This window comes from Desulfatiferula olefinivorans, from assembly GCF_054657895.1.
On sequence record NZ_BAAHXV010000001.1, the window covers coordinates 246397 to 264412 of the forward strand.

The window sequence follows — 18016 nt, forward strand, 5'->3', positions numbered from 1 at the left end:
TCGAAAAAACGGTCCGTTTCTTCCCGCTCTCACCCAAGACCCGACGAGGGCTGAGGCCCTGAATGAAAAAACCGTGGACGGTCACGGTCGAGGGGGATCGGGCCGGGGCCGCGATTGTGGCTGCCGTGATCGCGGGTGTTTCGGCGTTCAGTCGGACGTGCTGCCGAAGGCGGCCGCAACGGCGCCCGACGTTTTCCCATCAGAAGGACCGATAGCGCCATGACCATGACAACCCCTGCTGCCGCCTATAGGGATGCCTTTGATTTTGACGCCTGCACCGGTTGCGGCAAATGCCTTGCCGGATGTGCATTCAAGACCCTGACCCCCAAAGAGGCCGGACAGGCCATGGCGGGGTTGAAGCGGGGCGATGTGTCCCTCTGCGATGCCATGCTGGACCAGTGCACCTTTTGCGGCGTCTGCGATCAACGCTGCCCCGTGGGCGCCAGGCCGGCGGCCCTGATGCTCGAACGCCTGAAAGACCGCCGGGCTCGCGAGTCGTCCATGGCTCCCTCCCTGGCCTACGTGTTCAACGGCCTGGCACCCAAAGGCTTCCGCCACAATCTTTTCCGTGACATCTACAGCGGCTTCGGAGCCGGGGAGAAGGCCATTCTCGTCGACTGGTCCGAACCCACGAACGACCCCGGCAGGGACCTGCTCTGGTGCGGCTGCGGTGTGCGCATGTTTCCCGGGGATATCGCCCGCTCCCGGGTGTTTGAATCCTTGCCCAAGTTTGGCGGTGAGCATGATTGCTGCGGGCTGTTTGCGGCACGATGCGGCCTTTACGATGAGGCGCGATCGATCGTCGACCAACTGATCGACCGTCTGTCGTCAGGACGGTTCAACCGTCTGGTGGTCATGTGCGGATCATGCCTTGAAATGTTCCGGGTGACCCTGCCCGAGTACTTCGGCCGGACCTTTCCGTTTGAAACCGTTTCCGTCTATGAGTATCTGGAAGACCGGCTGCGTGAGGGAACGCTGTCAATCCGGCGCCGGGTGCCGCGGGGCGAGGACGATGTCTGCCTGACCGACGCCTGTCACGGTCATGCCCTGGGCGACGACTACCTGGACAGGGTCCGCAGGCTGGCCGATGCCGTCGGCTACCGGGTGACGGAACTTGAACATAACCGGGACAATCATGCCTGCTGCGGTCTGACCGGTTACTTCCGTCACGGTCGGCTTACGGACCTGTATGACGCCGGACGCGTGAAAGCCCGCGATATCCGGCAAAGCGGTAAAACTCATATCCTGTCCTACTGTCAGGGCTGTTTCATGGGGACCCATCTTCTTCAGAAAGGAACGGCCCATTATCTGCTTGAAACATTGATGTGGGCCCTGGGTGATGACATCCGGACGCCTCAGAAGACCATTGTGCGCCGTTCGCTGACCGCAAGGGGGACGCTCAACATGATTCGCGTCGCTCCGTCGGCGCTGACCGGTTTTTTAGGCCGATAAGGCCAACGTCCATTCGGAGGGTGCGATGAACCATCTGATGATACGGGTGATTTGGATTTGGATCGTGATGTCGGGCATCGCCCAGGCCGGTCAGGGCGAGTGGATATCTCTGGCGGCGGGCCTGACCGTGGAGCCCTATGTGATCGAAAAAGACGATGGCGGCTTCGAAGTCGACATTGTTCGGGCCGCATTGAAGCAAACGGGATATCAAGCGCGCTTTTTGTATGAGCCTCTTTTGAGAACCAAGGCGTCGTTTGAAGAGGGGCGTGTGGACGGTGTGATGACCGTCAAGGCCAATTATCCCGAAATCCGAAAGGCGTTTTTGTCCGATGAATACATCACCTACCATAATGTGGCCGTCAGCCTGCGATCCCGGAATCTGGCCGTCACCGCGGTGACGGATCTGGCCGGAACATCCGTCGACGCCTATCAGCAGGCCCGATTCGCACTGGGGACCGACTTTATGGCCATGGCGGATAACAACCCCCTGTATCATGAAATGGCCAATCAGAGGAATCAGGTGGCCAAACTCTATGCCGGTCGCACCGATGTCATCATTCTGGACAAGCGGATTTTTCGATATTATCGGAATGAGCTGGCCAGTTCATCAGACAGAATGACCCGGGCACTTCCCCTGAATGAGCCGGTAACGATGCATGACCTGTTCGAGCCGAGCCGTTATATGGTGGGATTTCGTCTGGAACGCCACCGAAACGCCTTCAACGAGGGCCTGTCCGCGATCAGGGAATCCGGACTCTATGATCGTATCATTGCCGGTTACCTCGGGACGGAGAAGTGACTCGAACAGGCCCCTTCGACTCGGACGGGAGATTGCGGACATACGGCCAAACCGTCGATATATGACGGATGTTGAACACCGTTGATCAATCTGTCCCTGTGTCGTACGGCCGGCCTGCGGAGTCGATAAAACAACCGCCTCCGCCGTCCGAACTGTCCGTATCGCCGGCCGCATCATTTCCGGACGTCTCGTCGATCGCATGGTCGGCCGGCGTCAGGTCGCACAGAACACTGTCGTCCCCCACATAGACCGTTGTGACGACGGCGTCACCGAGGCGGGCACCGCTGAAGGTCACCTCAAGGACGCCCGATTCGACGGGCAGGGCATAGCCGCCGCTGTCGGCGGTGACAGCGAAATAGGTCCCCCGGTCGGGGGTGACGGTGATGCCTTCAAACCCTTCCCCCGGATCATACGTCGCATTGCCGTTGAGGTCTTCAAAGACGGTGCCAACCAAAAAACGATTGTGGTGATCGGGGATGTCTTCACGGGCATGGGCATAGTTGCCGGTCGTGACAAGGGGGCCGACCCGGGTCCCGTCGTCTGTCTCGCTGACCATGGATAGCCCCGCATTGGTATAGTCGCCGTCCATGGACATGACCGCCAGCCGGTGACCCCGGCCCGGCTGCATGCCGGTGTCGTCGCCGCCGCCCCAGTCGATATTGAATCCCGCGTGACCGTGGACCGCATGCTTCGCGTAGGAAAAAACATTGCCGCGAAGCGCGGTGAAAGAGAAACCGGCGGACGTCACCCGTGCGAACTGATCGGTGTGGTCCTGGGCGTCCCGGGCGATCAGATCGTCCGAATGAGCCTTCGCCGCCGCGTAAAGACGGACATCGAAGGCGGCAGGAGGCCTGGCTTCGATCGCTGCAAATTCGTCACGGAGAAGATCAAGGTCGACATTGAAATACGCCACGGCGCCAATCACATCGGGATCACCCGAGTTTGCGAGCCATTCGCCTTCCCGGGCCGGATTCGCCCGGGCGCGGTTCATCAGCCAGAGCAGCTGCTGTTCATGGGGGTCGGGATGACGGTTGTCCGGCGTTTTATGAAACGTCCACTCCACAGAGGGAACCGCTTTGGCGGTTTTCGGGGCGGATCGCAGGGGTCGGGGGGCCTCTGATCTGATCATCGGCGGATTCGGCTCCGGCATATCCTCCGGAACGGTCCACGCCACGGCCTCTCCCGGGGCCGCGGCAATCAGCAGGGCGAAGATTCCCGTGACGAGTCGTTTGAGCGATACGGCGAGTGTACCCATGATCTATTCTCCCTACCGACGTGACAAACGTCGATTCAAAGGCCCGGCAACGTTTCCGTCTGTTTCAATTCATGCTGTAACATAAGGATTTATTAAACAAGAATCGTGCCGCAATGTCAAAAAACATAGTCATCACCCCCTTGCGTATCGAGGGCCATCGGTTGAACCCATTTCCCTTTCGAGAAGACAGAGCTTCCGCATGCACCGACGTCGTCTTTTTCTTTGAAACAAAGACCTTACAAAACTTTTACTTATGGTTGATTTTCGGGGCCGGCCCATTGCTCGGTAAAACGGGTCCGCCAAGAGGCCTGAAAAAAAAGGCCGCGGCACGCCAGGGGATTCTACCCGGTTGCAGCCGGGGCAGGTCGGGGCCGGGGCGCTGCGGCGAGACGCGGGGAAAAGCGTTGACGCCGCCCGGCTTATCCGGTTAAGTGCGGGTAGACATGACCGAAAAACGACGGACGGTGCTCCGGCCGTCGCTGACCCTCGCTCGTATGGAAACGTCAATCATGAAAAAAAAATACTACATCGTCTACAATCCGGTGACCTACAACCTGATGGACAGTATCGGGGTCTGCAAGACCCCCCTCGAGCTTCTGGGATACATCGCCAACCGCGACGTGCGGGATCTGTCCGAAGCGACCTATCTGGATTTTCTGGATTTCGACCCCCGAAAGGAAAAGATGGGCATGGTCGAGACCTTCGCCATCGAAGGGTATGCCATCATCTACATCGCCAATCAGGTGGCGAAATTCGCCCCCGATGCCCAGGTGATTCTTTCCGACGGCTTGAGAAACCGGATCCGGGACCTGATCATCGAACACGGCAAGCCCGAGGCCGTGCTGATTTCCTCGATGAGCTCCAACTTCCCCACCACCGTCTGCACGGCCATCGCCCTCAACCAGGCGAAGATACCGGTCGTCATCGGGGGCATCCATGTGTCGACCAGCGGTCAGGACGTGGATCTGTTCATCCGCAGGTACGTGCCTTATCCGGAGCTTGTCACCTATGTGCGGGGGGGCGGCGACGCCGATGTGATGGGACGGGTGATGCGGGATCTCTCGCGAAAAACCCTCAAGGATCATTACACCGGGTACAAGATGATCGAGGACAGGGTCTGGGGGCGGCCGAACATCACCGGCATGCCGCCGATGAAACTGAATTTCCTTCGGCGTTTTCCCCTGGTGGGCAACCTGATGGCCGAGAAAATCAGGATCAACCCCACGGCGCCCTACCTGGGCTGTCCCCATTCCTGCAGTTTCTGTTCGATTTCCAGCCTGCCCAAAGACCTGCGCCGGTTCACCCTGCGAAGCGCCGACGATTTTGTCAATGAAATCGAACACCTTCAAAAAGACGGGGTGACCCTTCAGAACCGCCTGTTTTTCTTTCTGCCCGACAACATCCTTCTGGGCGGCAAGCGGCTGGAGGAGATGCTCGACCGGATCATCGCCCGAAAGCCCAGGATCAATTACACGGTGCAGACCTCCATCGAGGTGGCCGATAACGACCGGCTTTTGCGGAAACTCCGGCTGTCCGGCGCCTCCCATTTCTTTATCGGCTTCGAATCGCTGGACATACGAAACCTCAAGGCCGTGGGGAAAAGCGTGGTCCGCGACATCGAGAAAAGCGGACAGACCGTCCGGCAGTACTATTCCGAGCGCATCCGGAAAATCCAGCGCCACGGCATCGCCATCCACGGGGCCTTCATCCTGGGCCTGCCCTACGACGTTTTTCATTCCATCTACGACAACACGGGCCACGAGTACGGCAGGTTCTGCGTGGAGCACCACATCGGCATCCAGGCCACCCCCCTGTCGGATTTGCCGGGTTCCCGGGATTTCATCGAAAGCCAGAAGACCGAACGGTATCTGTGGGCGAAAAACGGCACCATGGATTACCTGATCAGCCTGGTGGTCTGCGACCTGACCGAAGGCAACCGGATTCCCTCGGAGCGGCTCAAGAACAGCCCCCTGGTGGTGCTTCACATGGCCTACGAGGCCATCAACCATGTGGGCCAGATGAAAAGCGCCTTCAAAAGCGCGTTCTACATGATGGTGAAAAGTTTTCTCTATCCCACCCAAAGCGGCCGGGACAGTTTCAGGGCCAGGCTCAACGACATGTTCGTGGGGTTCGCCGTGCCCCTGATCGTCAGTCAGTACAAGGACCACGCGGAAAAAGTCCTGTCCTCGTACAGCGACATCCGGGGATCCGTCGAGCGCCTGTACGACATCGAAAAAGATCCGAACATCAAACGGCAGTTCACCCGCTATGTCCGGGGGTTTATCCACCGGTCGTGATCAGGTCGGGGAGTGAGGCATGATTTCAAAGGCATTGGTAGACGCGGTCCTGGCTCAGTATGCCCAGAACGCGACCGGACGGCACGGCATCGTTCACTGGGCCAGGGTTCTGGAAAACGGACGGCGGCTGTATGCGATCAATGGGGCGCGGCCCCGGGTGGTCGAACTGTTCGCTCTGTTTCACGATTCGGGCCGGGTGACGGAAAAACGTGATCCCGGTCACGGCCTGAGGGGCGCTGAGCTGGCCCTGGCCTTGCGGGGCAGGGTGTTCGATCTGGCTGACGAGGAATTCGACCTGCTTTATGAAGCCTGCGTCCGCCACACCGATGGCGACACCGAGGCCGACCTGACCATCCAGACCTGCTGGGACGCGGATCGCCTGGATCTGGGGCGGGTCGGCATCACTCCCGATCCCTCCCGGCTCTGCACCGCCGCGGCCCGGGACAAAACCGTCCTCAACTGGGCCTATCGGCGCAGCGTCATCAATGATATCCCTTCTCTGATCCGTGAGGCGTGGGGCATCGCAATTCCCGGATAGGGACGGCGGTCAGAACGACACCGACAGGAGGGCCGAGTACTCCAGGCCCCCCCGGTCCGAATCCGTGATTTCGTCCCAGGCCTCGAACACGTAATGCCCGTAGACATCCACACTGAAGCGCTTGCCCAGGGGAATGGACAGGCCGGCTAAAATCTGCCAGTAGACGTCGGTCCAGTCGCGATCCCCGTCTTGTTTCACATAGCTGATCAGGGCCCCGGTTCCCATGCGGTAGATCCGGTCTTTGAGAATCAGGCTGATCTGGGGCGTGAACACCTCATCGGCGTGATCGGCGGAGGGGGCATAGGCGGCCCCGATCTGCCAGAGGCCGATGCCTTCATGGTACTCGTAGAACAGCGTGCCGGACAGATCCCCGTTGGAAAGGGGGCGGTCCGTGAACGCCTCGATGTCTGTATGGCCCTGAATCCCGACGGCCAGTCGTTGGGACGGCCCTTCCGCAGGTGTGCCGAATCGGTGTCTGGCGGATCGGGGGGCGGCCGAGACCGCCGAGGCCGCGAGGAGGATCAGAATCATCGCCCGGGCGATGGGAACCTTGGGTATCATAGAATCTCCCTTGATGTTATTCAATGCTCATTTCCGCCAGGTAAAGAAAGGCGGAGGTTCCGGCATAGTTGTCGCCGAAATTGGCCGTCAGGCTGGAGCGGGAAAGGGCCTTGACCTGCTTGTCGGTGAGTTTGCCGCCCTGGCGCTGGGCCACGCGGCCGCTTTTGTCGTCGTAGTTTTCGGTACACAAAACGGATTCCCACCAGCCTTCATCGGTGACCCGGGCCCGGATGTAATACCAGGTGTCCGACTGGATCACGAAGCTGCCCGCCCAGGAATTGTTGGTGGTAACGTGGGCGATGGGCATGGCCGTGGGCTTGACGCTGACCGCCGAATATTTTCCGGGGCTGTTCATCTTGAATTTTGCCCTGAAGGTCCGCCCGTTGAGGTCGTAAACCTCCCGGGTGACCATGCCGTTGCCGTCCACATGCCCGTTTTTGTCTTTCCGGCCGTTGGTCCAGGCCGCCCCGCGAAGCCGAAGCATCCGGTCGTATTCATCGACATCGGCCCGGGGGTTTCGGCTCTCCATTTTTTCCCAGTGGGACAGGTTCATGGGAATCTGGACGGTCTCGGGTTTCCGGGGGGGCGGTTCCTCCGTCCGCGACAGCTGGCGCATCCTGAGTCTGGCGGGCGTGCTGTATCGTCCGTCGGGAAACTGCTTGAGATAATAGGCGTAATCTTCGGCGTAGGTCGACTGCTTGACCAGATCCCAGGTCTCCTGATCCGGGTCGCCGAACGGCCGGGATGCCGGGACGTCAGGGCTCGCGGTTTTGACCGGAGGGGGCGCGGGCGACGGGCCGGACGGAGAAAAATAAAAATCCCCTTCCAGGGAGGACACGTCCCAGGGGACCTGCATGTTCTGTGTTTCCAGGCGGACGTCTTTCCGGACTTTTTTGAGCATCCGGGACAATTCGAGTCCCGGGGTGTCCATGTGGGCGAGCAGGTGTTTGGTGAACACGCCGTTGCGTCCGTCTCCGTCCGCCGCGGTGTTTCCCGGCGACGTGGCAAAGGCGATCACCGCGCCGCGGGTCACGTCCATCTGGGCCAGTCCCGTGTTTCCCGACCGGAAACTCCGGGCAAAGGGGTTGTTCCGGCAGGCGTCGAGAAAGATCATATTGAGATTGTTTCCGGCGGCTTCCATTTTGCTGAGGACCATGTTCACATTGACCGATTCATACTTGATTTCGTCTTCGGCCATGATGTCCGCCCCGATGGGAATCAGGTAGTTGACCCCGTTGACCTGCATGCCGTGGCCGGCATAATAAAAAAGGCCCGTCCCCCCCTTCATGATTTTTTTCCCGAAGTCGCGGATGGCCCGCTCCATGTCCCGCTGGGACCCGTCGATGATCAGATCCGTATCGAAACCCTTTTTCCGGAGCATGGCCGCCATGTCCCGGGCGTCGTTGACCGGATTTTTCAGCGGCGCTGAGGCGTAGGTCCCGTTGCCGATTACCAGGGCCGTCTTGTTTCCTTTGGAAAAGACAAGGCCCCGGTCATCGGCGGCTGCGGCCGCCGAAATCCAGACAAAGCAAACAAGCAAAAAGAAAAAAAACGGTTTGAGCCGACATGTCATACGTCCCCCCTGTGGTTTTTCTGATGTTGCAGCACGGCATGGATGGGTTAACCCTATACCACAGTTTCATCGGTCATTCATCATTCAACTTTAGAAAACAGCCGTTTTTCGCGATGGGGCCGCAGTCCGTGGCCCCTGATGCGGGATGCATCCCGGTCTCGGCCGGCGAAAAACCGGTTGACTTTACGGGGGAATTCGTCTTAGAGGTTTTGGTGTTCATCGGCCGGTCCGGCCGGAGAACCGATATCCATTCAAGGCTCCCCGGGGGGGGCGTTGACAATGATATGTTTTTTCTATGATGAGACGGTTAAGAAAGATGATCTCGTAAAAAGTAAGTTTTTGGACGGATTCGTAAAATGTTCGAGATCAAGGCTTACGAATCCCTAGGAATGAGGCGTACTTAGGGTACGCCGCAGTGACGAGGGATGACGCGTAACGCAGATATCGGACGTTTTACGAAGCCGTCAAGAAAGGAGCGCCCATGAAACGGCTGGTGTTGTGGATTATGGAAACGAGACCCCAGTTTCTCACCCTGTCCGTGGTGCTGACCTTCCTCGGAACGGCCATGGCCTGGCTGGATGGGCCGGTCAATGTGTGGCATGCGGTGCTGGCCGGGTTCGGCCTGATGCTGACCCACGGCAGCGCCAATGCCGTCAACGATTATTTCGATTTCAAGAGCGGGATCGACCTCGATGTGGAGCGGACCCCCTTCAGCGGGGGCAGCGGACTGGTGCCCGAGGGGAAAATCGGGGTGAATCAGGCCCTGTGGGTGGGCATTGTCACCACCCTTGCGGCCTTTGCCATCGGTGTTTTTTTCTGCATCGAGAAAGGTTGGATGCTGATGCCGCTTCTGATCGTGGCGGTGCTCTGCCTGGTGCTGTACACCCCGGTGATTTTGAAAACCCCCTGGCCCGAATGGTCGCCGGGGCTGGGGTTGGGCATTCTGCCCCTTCTGGCCCTTTACTTCATCCAGTTCGGCCGTTACGACGGAACCATTCTGGTCGCCTCGGTGCCCAGCGGCATTCTGGTCCACAACCTGTTGCTTCTGAACGAATTTCCCGATGTGGCCGCCGACCGGAAAGGCGGCCGGAAAACCACCCCGGTGCTGTTCGGCATGGACGCCGCCGTGACCCTGTTTGCCCGGGCCACCTGGGCGGTTTACGGATGGATCGCCGGCTGCGTGGCGCTGACCCTGATTACCGGAACGGTCGTCATGCCGGTCTACAGCCTTTTATCCCTGCTGGCCCTGCCCTGGGCCGTCAAGGCGATCCGCGGGTCACGGTCCTATAACGACCGGAGTATCCTGGTTCCGGCCCTGGGGCACAACGTGACCTTTATCCTGCTCACCCAGGTGCTTCTGGGCATCGGGTATATGCTGGAAAAACTGGCGCCCCTGTCCTGAATCTGCCGGACCCGTTGGCGTGATTCACATACCGACCCCGGCCACAACCGTTTTGCATGAGGGGCAGGCCCCTTTTGTCAGACGGTTCCGGACGATGCCGAACCCGACCCGGGAAATGACCGCGGCCCCGCAGCCGGGACAACAGGTTTTTTCCCCCTCGTCATCGGCAACGTTGCCTTCGTACACATGGCAAAGTCCTTCCTCGAGACCGATCTGCCGGGCCCGTCGCAGCGTGGCCACCGGCGTGCGGGGGCGATCCATAAGGCGGTAGGTGGGATGAAACGCCGTCACATGCCAGGGAATTGTTTTATCGACGCCGCCGATAAACCGGGCGATCTGCCGAAGCTCGTCCTCGCCGTCGTTCAGGCCGGGAATGACCAGCGTGGTCACTTCCACCCACACCCCCAGATCCTTCATGCGCCGGATGGTGTCCGTCACCGGTTCGAGCCGGGCGCCGCAGAGGTCCTTGTAGAAGGACGGCGTGAAGGCCTTCAGATCGATATTTATGGCATCGAGCACCGGCGCGATGGTGCGCGCGGCTGTTTCACTCATGAACCCGTTGCTGACAAACACGTTTTTGATGCCCCGGGCCTGTGCCAGGACGGCGGTGTCATGGGCGAACTCGAAGAAAACCGTCGGTTCGGTGTAGGTGTAGGCAATGGACTTGCAGCCCGTCCGTTCAGCGGCATCGACAATCTGCTCCGGGGTCCGCACCTCCCCGATGATTTCCCCTCCCCGGCTTTGGGGATACTGGGAAATGTCCGAATTCTGGCAGAACATGCAGTGAAAGTTGCAGCCCACCGTCCCGATGGAATAGGCGGTTGAACCGGGGAAAAAATGATACAGCGGTTTTTTTTCAATGGGATCGACGTGCTCGGCCACGACCCGGCCGTAGACCAGGCTGACCAGGGTGCCTCCGCGGTTTTCACGCACCCCGCAGCGCCCGCGTTTCCCCTCCGCGATGGTGCACCGGTGGCTGCACAGCCCGCAGCGGACCTTTCCGCCCTCGATGCCCTCGTACAACATGGCTTCCTTGACCATAGGTCCTCCCCCTGACAATCAGGTTTTTGAGGTGACGATGATGAAGGCCACCAGCACCCCGCCGGCCAGGGCGACCATGGAGTATTTCTTTTTCTCGGTCTCCGCCCGGGGCAGAAGATGGGTGGCTCCCACATAGATCAGGGCGCCCGCAGAAAGGGACAAAAGCGCCCCCAGTTCATTGGGCTCGATGCGCCGGATCATGGGATAGGACATCAGCATACCCAGAGGCGTGGTCAGCGCCGCCGCCAGAAACGCCCAAACCATGGCCCGGCCTTCGGTAAATCCGCTGCGGACCAGCAGCAGATAGGTGATGATTCCCTCGGGAAATTCATGCAGCACCATGCCCAGCGTCGCCAGAACACCGGTCAGAATGCTTACCGTAAAGGAAATGGAGTAGATGACCCCGTCAATCAGCGAATGGAATCCGATGCCGAGCATGGGCACCACCCCGAAGGCGTAGTTTCGGTCATTTGGGTCCTTTTCACAGACAAAGGCCGTCAGGAAACGGTTGAACAGGTGCAGGCCGAAAAAACCGGCGAGCAGGTAGGACGGCGATCGGGGATTCATGTCCAGGGATTTCGGGATGATGTGCAGAAACGAGGCGGAGATCAGCACCCCGGCCGCAAAGCACATGAAATACGCCGTGTTGCGTTCTCCCCACCCCGTAAAACGCCGGATGGTGTAAATGCCCAGGGTGGTGACGAGTGCCGCCAGGGTACTGGTGAACAGTGCGGTCCAGAAGGTATTTTCCATGCGGGCACCCCCGTTTCGCCGTGATGCGTGAAAAGGATGCGCGGCCTGCGTCGGGCAGATCCCGCGCGAGCAGTGTCAATGGATGTGAAAAACGTACCGTTGTCGGATGATCAGGGCCCATGGGCCTGTCTCGGGTGATCAAAAGAGGCTCACAGTTTACCACCGCCCCGACAAGGATGCAAGTTTTGAAAAAGCAGACGAGATGAACTCGTCAAACCTCATCACATGACGGCAAAGAAAAACGTTCGAGTTCAAGGCGTCGCGAATCCGTAAGGAATGAGGCGTACTTAGGGTACGCCGCAGTGACGAGGGATGACGCGCAACGCAGAAATCGGACGTTTTGCGAAGCCGTCAGACTTGAACCGGATCGCGATCCTGAGTAGGATACGGTCAGACTGATCACTCAATCCGGAGATTTTTTATGACATCCGCCCGACACCGCGTCTGTCCCGTTGAACGATCCGGCCGCCTTGACGGCCGTTTGCGAGCCTGGGTCCAAAACCCCGAAAAAATTCTGTCGCCCTATGTCAAGGAAGGCATGCGGGCCCTGGACGTGGGCTGCGGCCCCGGGTTTTTCACCCTTCCCATGGCCCGTCTGGTGGGCGGGTCCGGCCGGGTGGTGGCCTGCGACCTTCAGACCGGCATGCTGGAAAAAGTCGCGGGAAAAATCGAGAACAGCCCCCTTCGGGAGCGGATCATTCTTCATCCCTGCACTGAAACCGCCCTTGGTCTCACCGGCCTCTTTGATTTTGCCGTGGCCTTTTATGTGGTGCACGAACTGCCGGATCAGCAGGCCTTTTTCGATGAACTGGCCGGTCTGATGGCCCCGGGCGGACGGTTTCTGATGGTGGAACCCCCCATGCACGTGAGCCGGAAGGCCTTCACCGCATCTCTGGCCGCGGCGGCCCGGTCCGGCCTGACCGTCACAGGCCGTCCCCGTTTCTTTCTCGGCATGGGGGCGGTGCTCGAACCGCACCATCAGGGGGCCAGGGCCACCAGGACGGTATCCAGATAACTGACCAGCAACAGGCCGTCCTGGTTGACGAGTTCCAGCCGGTTTTTGACAATGCCGCAGCCGGGCCTGGAAGCGGAGGGCCGCTTGCCGATGCAGGTCCGGTACAAGGTCAGGGTGTAGCCCGGACGGCCCGGGGACAGAAACCGCACCTCGTCCCAGCCCAGACCCGCCAGCGTGTGTATCGGTGTGGGGCTGGTGACCATCAGGCGGACGGTGACGGCCATCAGATGGGTACCGGCGGCCGTCAGGCCCTGGAAGACGGTTTTTTTGGCCGTCTCGGGATCGATGTGGGTTTCGTGGGGGTCCCAGGTTCGGGCGTAGGCCAGGATGTCCTCTTCGGTCAGATCGTAATGGCCCACCCTCGTACGCTCGCCCACGACGATGTCTTCAAAGTAGATCATGACCTTCCTTTCGCGTCAAAGGCCCCTGCACCGCGGGCGGTGAGCAGGGTGACCAGGGCGTCCTTTTTGGCGATTTTCGCCATCTTGAGGGGGGTCATGCCGTGATGGTCCTTGACATGGGGATCCGCGCCGTGGGCCAGCAGACATTCGACCATCTCCGTGTCGCCGGTATGAAGGGCCAGGACCATGGCGGCGTGAAGGGCTGAGGCCTGCCGGTCCTTGTCCATGACGTTGGGATCCATGCCGGCCTCGAGGAGAACGGACGCCGCCCGGGTGTCGTTGGAAAAGATACAGGTAAAGAGCATGCTGTCGCCCTTGGCATCGGTCGCCTCAAGGCTTGCCCCGTGGCCCAGCAGGCGATGGACCAGCTCCTTGTGGCCGAACCGCGCCGCAGTCAGGATCGGGGTCTCGCCATTGGAGGCCCGGGCCTCAACATCCGCCCCATGGGCGATCAGCAGATCCGTCATCTCGGCGTTTCCGATCGTGGCCGCGATATGGAGCGGGGTAACGCCGGTATCGGCGGCCGTGTTCATGGTCACGGACGCCCCTTTGGCGATCAGGTGTGCGGCCGCGTCGAGCCGGTTTCTCATCACCGCCACATGGAGGGGTGTCACCTCCTCGTATATCGCGTCAGCGGCATGTCCCCCGGCGATCAGTGCGTCGATGCGCGCAAGGTCGCCGGCCGCCGCCGCATCATGAAGCGCATGGGCCTTCCTGCGCCTGATCCACCAGATTACCCCGACGACGACCGCCGCCGCGACCGCCACACTCACATTACGCGCAAACACCATCTGTCCGACTCCCGTAAAGCAGGTTGTTTAAAAAAATCCGGACGGGCGCGGAACGATTCCTGCCGCCGCCCGATCCGGCGCAAGGTTCTATGTACGTCCGCATCGACGGCTAATCAACATATTTTTTCTGAAGGGTTGTCTCCGACCATACAACAGGGCCATCGCATGTCTATCCCGCACGCCCCATGGGTCGCCCTGTGGGGGGCGGTTCATGAAATGCCGTGTGTCAGGGATTGACACCCCCCATTTCCTTCGCGCTCTTCAGGGCGCGCAGCGACCGGGTGGTTGAATGGTTTGACCATGACGAAAAAGAGGGGGGGCTCTTTTCCGTCACGGCATGGGATGCCCAGAGGATCGTTGCCGTGCGACATGCCCCGGCATGTCCGGCGTTCTCTGTGTCTCCGTGCCTCTGTGAGAGCGATTAAACCGGCGTCTTTGATGGGGACGGTCTATGTGATTCCTCACGGAGACACAAAGGCACAGAGGGTGTCGTGTGTTTAAGTCGACAGGATTGATCTGAGATCAATCCGCTGAGATTCTCACGAAGGCCGTTTTTGGCTTTTCTTCAAGGATATGAAACATGCGATTACCCTGGACCATACAAGACCCGCCCTTGACTTGGCGGGGGATTGATGGATAAGGTTGAGGGTCTCGCAAAAAATCACGTTTCAGGCGACTGTGTAACACGTTCGGCACGGCCCCGGCCGACCCATCCCCAAGACGGAGGTTTTCCATGACCACGAACGATTTGATGGCTCTGTTTGAAGAGAACTACCGCCGGTCCGTCGCCTTCGACCGGTTTCTGGGCATGACCCTCACGGTCAACGCTGTGGGCGATGTCACCTATACCCTGACCGTGGGTCCCGACCATCTGACCGCAAAGGATTCGGCCCACGGCGGCGTAGCGGCCGCCATGATGGACGGGGCCCTGGGCGTGGCGGCCCTGTCCTTCGCCGTGTCCCGAGGGAATCTCTGCGCCACGGTGGAATTCAAGATCAACTATCTGAGGCAGGTCCGGCCGGGCGATCGTCTGATGGCCCACGGGACGGTCAAGCACACGGGCAAACGTCTGATCGTGTCCGAATGCGATATCCGGGAGCAGCAAAGCGGCGATCTGGTGGCCACGGGCCTGGGCACCTTCACCCAGTACCCCATGGACCGGCGGCAGGACGTGCTTGGCGAGACCAAACCCTGACGGCATGTGTTTTGATCGGCCGGAGCGCCCCGGTGGTCGGGGCGCTTCGGTTGGGGATCAGGGGGATGAGACGGTTTGGACGAAGCAGCCGCCGCCACCCCCATCGCCGCCGTCGTTTCCGTCATCGGGTTCGGTGAGGGCGGCGAGGGGCAGGTCGATGCCGCCGGTCATGACGATCAGGCCGTTGACCACGCCGTCGGCGTCGCCCAGGCCGCCGTCGGTGAGGGAAAGGGTCAGGGTGTTGATGTCGGGGCCTTGGGTCTGGACGGTGTCGTCGCGCCAGCCGGTCAGGGCCTCGATGCGGTGCCAGCGGGTGCCGTCCGCGATCGGACGGGAGAAGACCACCCGGACCCGGGCCGTATCGCCGGGGGCGTCGGTGAACAGGCGCATGGTAAGGAGGCCGACGGGCAGCTGATCGGGCCGGTTGTCCGTATCGATGACGGTTTCCGGATCCACCGATTCCACGGCGGCGATAAAGGCCACGTTCAGGTCCCGCTTGACGCAGACCTGGACATCCCCGGCCACCACCGTGTTCACGCATTTGATGTCCTCGGGCTGGTCCGCATCGGGCGTGCCGTCACCGTCGGTGTCGGTATCGGGGTCCACGGCCTGGTCGTCGGGAATGCCGTCCTGATCGGCGTCGGCCGCAGACGGAGCCACGGTGAACGATACCGCGTCGGACCAGGGTGAGAAAAGGCCCCGGCGGTCGGTGTAGCGCACCCGGACGGCGTAGGTTTCCCCGGCTTCCAGAATGAAGGGCGGGACGGTGAGTTCCGTCAGGCGGGTGGCCTCGCCTGTGTCCACGGAAAGCACCAGATCATGGGTATCGGCAAAGGCCGCATCCAGACCGATCTGCCAGAGGGTGGACAGGTGGCTGTCGCCGGGCAGGTCGTCAAAGGCGCTTGCCGTGACGGTCAGCGTCGGCGAACAATCGGTCAGGCCCTCCGTCGGACTGGTGATCAGGGGCCGGCCCGGCGGGGTGGTCAGGAACACATAGGCGTCGTAATCACTTTGCCCGTCGTCATCCGAATCGGCATCGTCCGGGTCCAGGCCCAACGCGGTTTCGTCGTCGTTCAACACGCCGTCGCCGTCCCGGTCGGGATCACAGACATCCCCCACGCCGTCGCCGTCCAGGTCCGCCTGGTCGGTGTTGGGTATGAGGGGGCAGTTGTCGGCCCCGTCCCGGATGGTGTCGCCGTCGGTGTCCACGTTGTCGGGGTCGGTGCCCAGGAGAACCTCGTCGGCGTTGCTGATGCCGTCTCCGTCGCTGTCCGAATCCGGCGTGATGGTCAGGCAGAGGTCCACGGCATCGGCGATCAGTTCGTCCATGGTGCCGGTCAGCATCAGGGCGGCCAGGTAGAGCCCGTGCTCGCTCTGGAGCAGGACGCCCATCTGTTTTTCAAGATTCAGGGGATCATCGGCGGAAAGGGTGTTGTACACGGTATCCATGTGGCTCCGCAGGCCGAAACAAACCTGGGCTTCGTCCAGCAGACGATCCAGATCGTCCATGTGATCGTTCATGCTCTGGCCCTTGTCGGCCAGAAGCAGGCCGAAATCCGTCAGGGTCCCGGCGTAGGGGGCGTGGGACAGGGTGCCGGTCAGGATGAACAGGCCCGGCGCAAGGCCCTGGAACAGTTCCAGTTCCCGCTCTAGAAGGGAAAGGGTCTGGATGTGGCGGGGGGTGAGGTCGAATGCATTTTCCGTGACCACGAGGTTCTGCCGGAGGTGGTCCAGATAAAGGGCCTCCCATTCGTCCGCGTCGGCCCAGGTCTGTCCGTCGAGGTCCTGGGGAGAAAGATCCGTCAAAAGGGGCAGGTAGCGCTTGACGGCAAACTGATCGCAGATCACGCCCGTCCCCCGGACGACCAGGGGATCACCGGCCCGGAGACGCAGGGGCGACGGCAGGCCGTAGCGCCCCTGGGCGTCGCTGACCCCCTCGGCCACGGTGGCCGAGGCAAGGGTCCGGACCGTGAAGGTCATGGCGGCAAGGGGTGTCGCGGCGACGTCATCGGCATAAAAGGTGCCCGAGATCAGCCGTTCGGGTTCATACAGCCCCAGGGCCGCGGGCCTGTCCAGGGGATCGGCGGGGCCGGTGCCCCGCAGGATTTCGTCCGCATCACTCCAGCCGTCGCCGTCACTGTCCAGGGGTCGGGCCCCCGGATCGTTCGGATCACTGCCCCGAAGGATCTCGTCCACGTCGGTCCACCCGTCACCGTCGGTATCCCTGTTGCGGTCATTGGACAGGGGATTCAGGCCCCGGGCGGTTTCCCAGCAGTCCGGGAAACCGTCATGGTCCGAATCCACCGTGAGCGACGCGGCCCCTCCTTTTCTTGCGATGACGAATTCCGCCGTCCGTCCGTCCGCCGATCCGAAGACCCGCATGTCCACCGTGGTGGTCTGGAAAATGAACAGCTCCGCCGTGTTGCCCCCATGGACCCAGGCCCCGCCGTTTTGGCGGTATTCCACCGTGGCCGAGGCGGGACTGGCCGTGATCGTCACCGCAATGGTCTGATCGTAGGTGCCGGGTGAGGGGGCGCAGGCGATGCCGGTGAGAGGATCGCCCGTGCCGCCGAGCATGGCGTCGTCGAATCCGAACAGGGACACCTGGGGAAGCCCGGCGGGCGGCGCGGGAAACGATCCGGCAAGCAGGTTGGGTACCAGGGCGGCGGCCCCGTCCACGGTCAGGACGCGGCTCTGTTCCGCAGGCGGCAGGGTGACGGGATCCCCGTAGATTCGGGAGTGAACCGTGTACTGGTCGGCGCCCGATGAAAGGACGGCGGTGGTCATGTCGTCGATATGGTAGCTGGCCGTGACCTCGCCGTCCGCATCGAACACGATGAGGTTTTCATGGGTGTCGGGGTTGAAGGCCCCGGCGGTTCCGGCGAAAACCGGAAGGAAAACCAGCGTCGCCGTGATCAGTCTGAAGAAGGTCTTCATTGCGTT

15 protein-coding genes are annotated in these 18016 nt (G+C 61.0%); 7 read left to right on the forward strand and 8 right to left on the reverse strand.

Annotated features, from left to right (window positions below):
• Nucleotides 1-219: 219 nt before the first annotated feature.
• Nucleotides 220-1452 (forward strand): (Fe-S)-binding protein, encoded by a 1233-nt coding sequence (locus ACYQ11_RS00975; RefSeq protein WP_459921862.1) that lies wholly within the window; start codon nt 220-222, stop codon nt 1450-1452.
• Between the two features lie 25 nt (nt 1453-1477).
• Entirely contained in the window at nt 1478-2251 is a 774-nt protein-coding gene (locus ACYQ11_RS00980; RefSeq protein ID WP_459921863.1) for a substrate-binding periplasmic protein, read from the forward strand.
• A gap of 85 nt (nt 2252-2336) precedes the next feature.
• Here the strand turns inward: ACYQ11_RS00980 and ACYQ11_RS00985 are convergent, their stop codons facing one another.
• Nucleotides 2337-3506, reverse strand: a complete 1170-nt coding sequence (locus ACYQ11_RS00985) for a CAP domain-containing protein (protein ID WP_459921864.1) — start codon at nt 3504-3506, stop codon at nt 2337-2339.
• A gap of 443 nt (nt 3507-3949) precedes the next feature.
• Here ACYQ11_RS00985 and ACYQ11_RS00990 point away from each other — a divergent pair, with 443 nt between their 5' ends.
• Both ACYQ11_RS00990 and ACYQ11_RS00995 read left to right on the forward strand, forming a co-directional pair.
• The gene (locus tag ACYQ11_RS00990; RefSeq protein ID WP_459921865.1) at nt 3950-5803 is read left to right on the forward strand and encodes a B12-binding domain-containing radical SAM protein; all 1854 of its coding nucleotides are present in this window, start codon (nt 3950-3952) and stop codon (nt 5801-5803) included.
• A 19-nt stretch (nt 5804-5822) separates the two neighbouring features.
• Nucleotides 5823-6341, forward strand: a complete 519-nt coding sequence (locus ACYQ11_RS00995) for an HD domain-containing protein (protein ID WP_459921866.1) — start codon at nt 5823-5825, stop codon at nt 6339-6341.
• A 9-nt stretch (nt 6342-6350) separates the two neighbouring features.
• Here ACYQ11_RS00995 and ACYQ11_RS01000 read toward each other — a convergent pair whose 3' ends face one another.
• A complete protein-coding gene (locus ACYQ11_RS01000; protein ID WP_459921867.1) occupies nt 6351-6902 on the reverse strand; it encodes a hypothetical protein in 552 nt (183 codons plus the stop codon).
• A 16-nt stretch (nt 6903-6918) separates the two neighbouring features.
• Nucleotides 6919-8475, reverse strand: coding sequence for a caspase family protein (locus ACYQ11_RS01005; protein ID WP_459921868.1), 1557 nt, complete (start codon nt 8473-8475; stop codon nt 6919-6921).
• Between the two features lie 481 nt (nt 8476-8956).
• Between ACYQ11_RS01005 and ACYQ11_RS01010 the strand changes: the two genes are divergently transcribed.
• A complete protein-coding gene (locus ACYQ11_RS01010) occupies nt 8957-9877 on the forward strand; it encodes a prenyltransferase (protein WP_459921869.1) in 921 nt (306 codons plus the stop codon).
• A gap of 24 nt (nt 9878-9901) precedes the next feature.
• On the opposite strand, the gene amrS is transcribed toward ACYQ11_RS01010, so the two are convergent.
• Nucleotides 9902-10918: an AmmeMemoRadiSam system radical SAM enzyme gene (amrS, locus tag ACYQ11_RS01015; RefSeq protein WP_459921870.1), complete on the reverse strand. Its 1017-nt coding sequence runs from the start codon at nt 10916-10918 to the stop codon at nt 9902-9904.
• An 18-nt stretch (nt 10919-10936) separates the two neighbouring features.
• Nucleotides 10937-11671, reverse strand: a complete 735-nt coding sequence (locus tag ACYQ11_RS01020; protein WP_459921871.1) for a ZIP family metal transporter — start codon at nt 11669-11671, stop codon at nt 10937-10939.
• 421 nt (nt 11672-12092) lie between these two features.
• Here ACYQ11_RS01020 and ACYQ11_RS01025 point away from each other — a divergent pair, with 421 nt between their 5' ends.
• Nucleotides 12093-12686 (forward strand): class I SAM-dependent methyltransferase, encoded by a 594-nt coding sequence (locus tag ACYQ11_RS01025; protein WP_459921872.1) that lies wholly within the window; start codon nt 12093-12095, stop codon nt 12684-12686.
• Here ACYQ11_RS01025 and ACYQ11_RS01030 read toward each other — a convergent pair.
• Nucleotides 12650-13087 (reverse strand): MaoC/PaaZ C-terminal domain-containing protein, encoded by a 438-nt coding sequence (locus tag ACYQ11_RS01030; protein ID WP_459921873.1) that lies wholly within the window; start codon nt 13085-13087, stop codon nt 12650-12652. The two genes, ACYQ11_RS01025 and ACYQ11_RS01030, sit on opposite strands and share 37 nt — an antisense overlap.
• On the reverse strand, nt 13084-13878 hold the full coding sequence (locus tag ACYQ11_RS01035) for an ankyrin repeat domain-containing protein (protein ID WP_459921874.1): 795 nt from the start codon (nt 13876-13878) through the stop codon (nt 13084-13086). The genes ACYQ11_RS01030 and ACYQ11_RS01035 overlap by 4 nt, the downstream gene beginning before the upstream one ends.
• Nucleotides 13879-14611: 733 nt before the next feature.
• On the opposite strand from ACYQ11_RS01035, the gene ACYQ11_RS01040 reads away from it, so the two are divergent.
• On the forward strand, nt 14612-15073 hold the full coding sequence (locus ACYQ11_RS01040) for a PaaI family thioesterase (RefSeq protein WP_459921875.1): 462 nt from the start codon (nt 14612-14614) through the stop codon (nt 15071-15073).
• 57 nt (nt 15074-15130) lie between these two features.
• On the opposite strand, the gene ACYQ11_RS01045 is transcribed toward ACYQ11_RS01040, so the two are convergent.
• Complete coding sequence (locus ACYQ11_RS01045; protein ID WP_459921876.1) at nt 15131-18010, reverse strand: choice-of-anchor U domain-containing protein; 2880 nt, start codon at nt 18008-18010, stop codon at nt 15131-15133.
• Between the last annotated feature and the right edge of the window lie 6 nt (nt 18011-18016).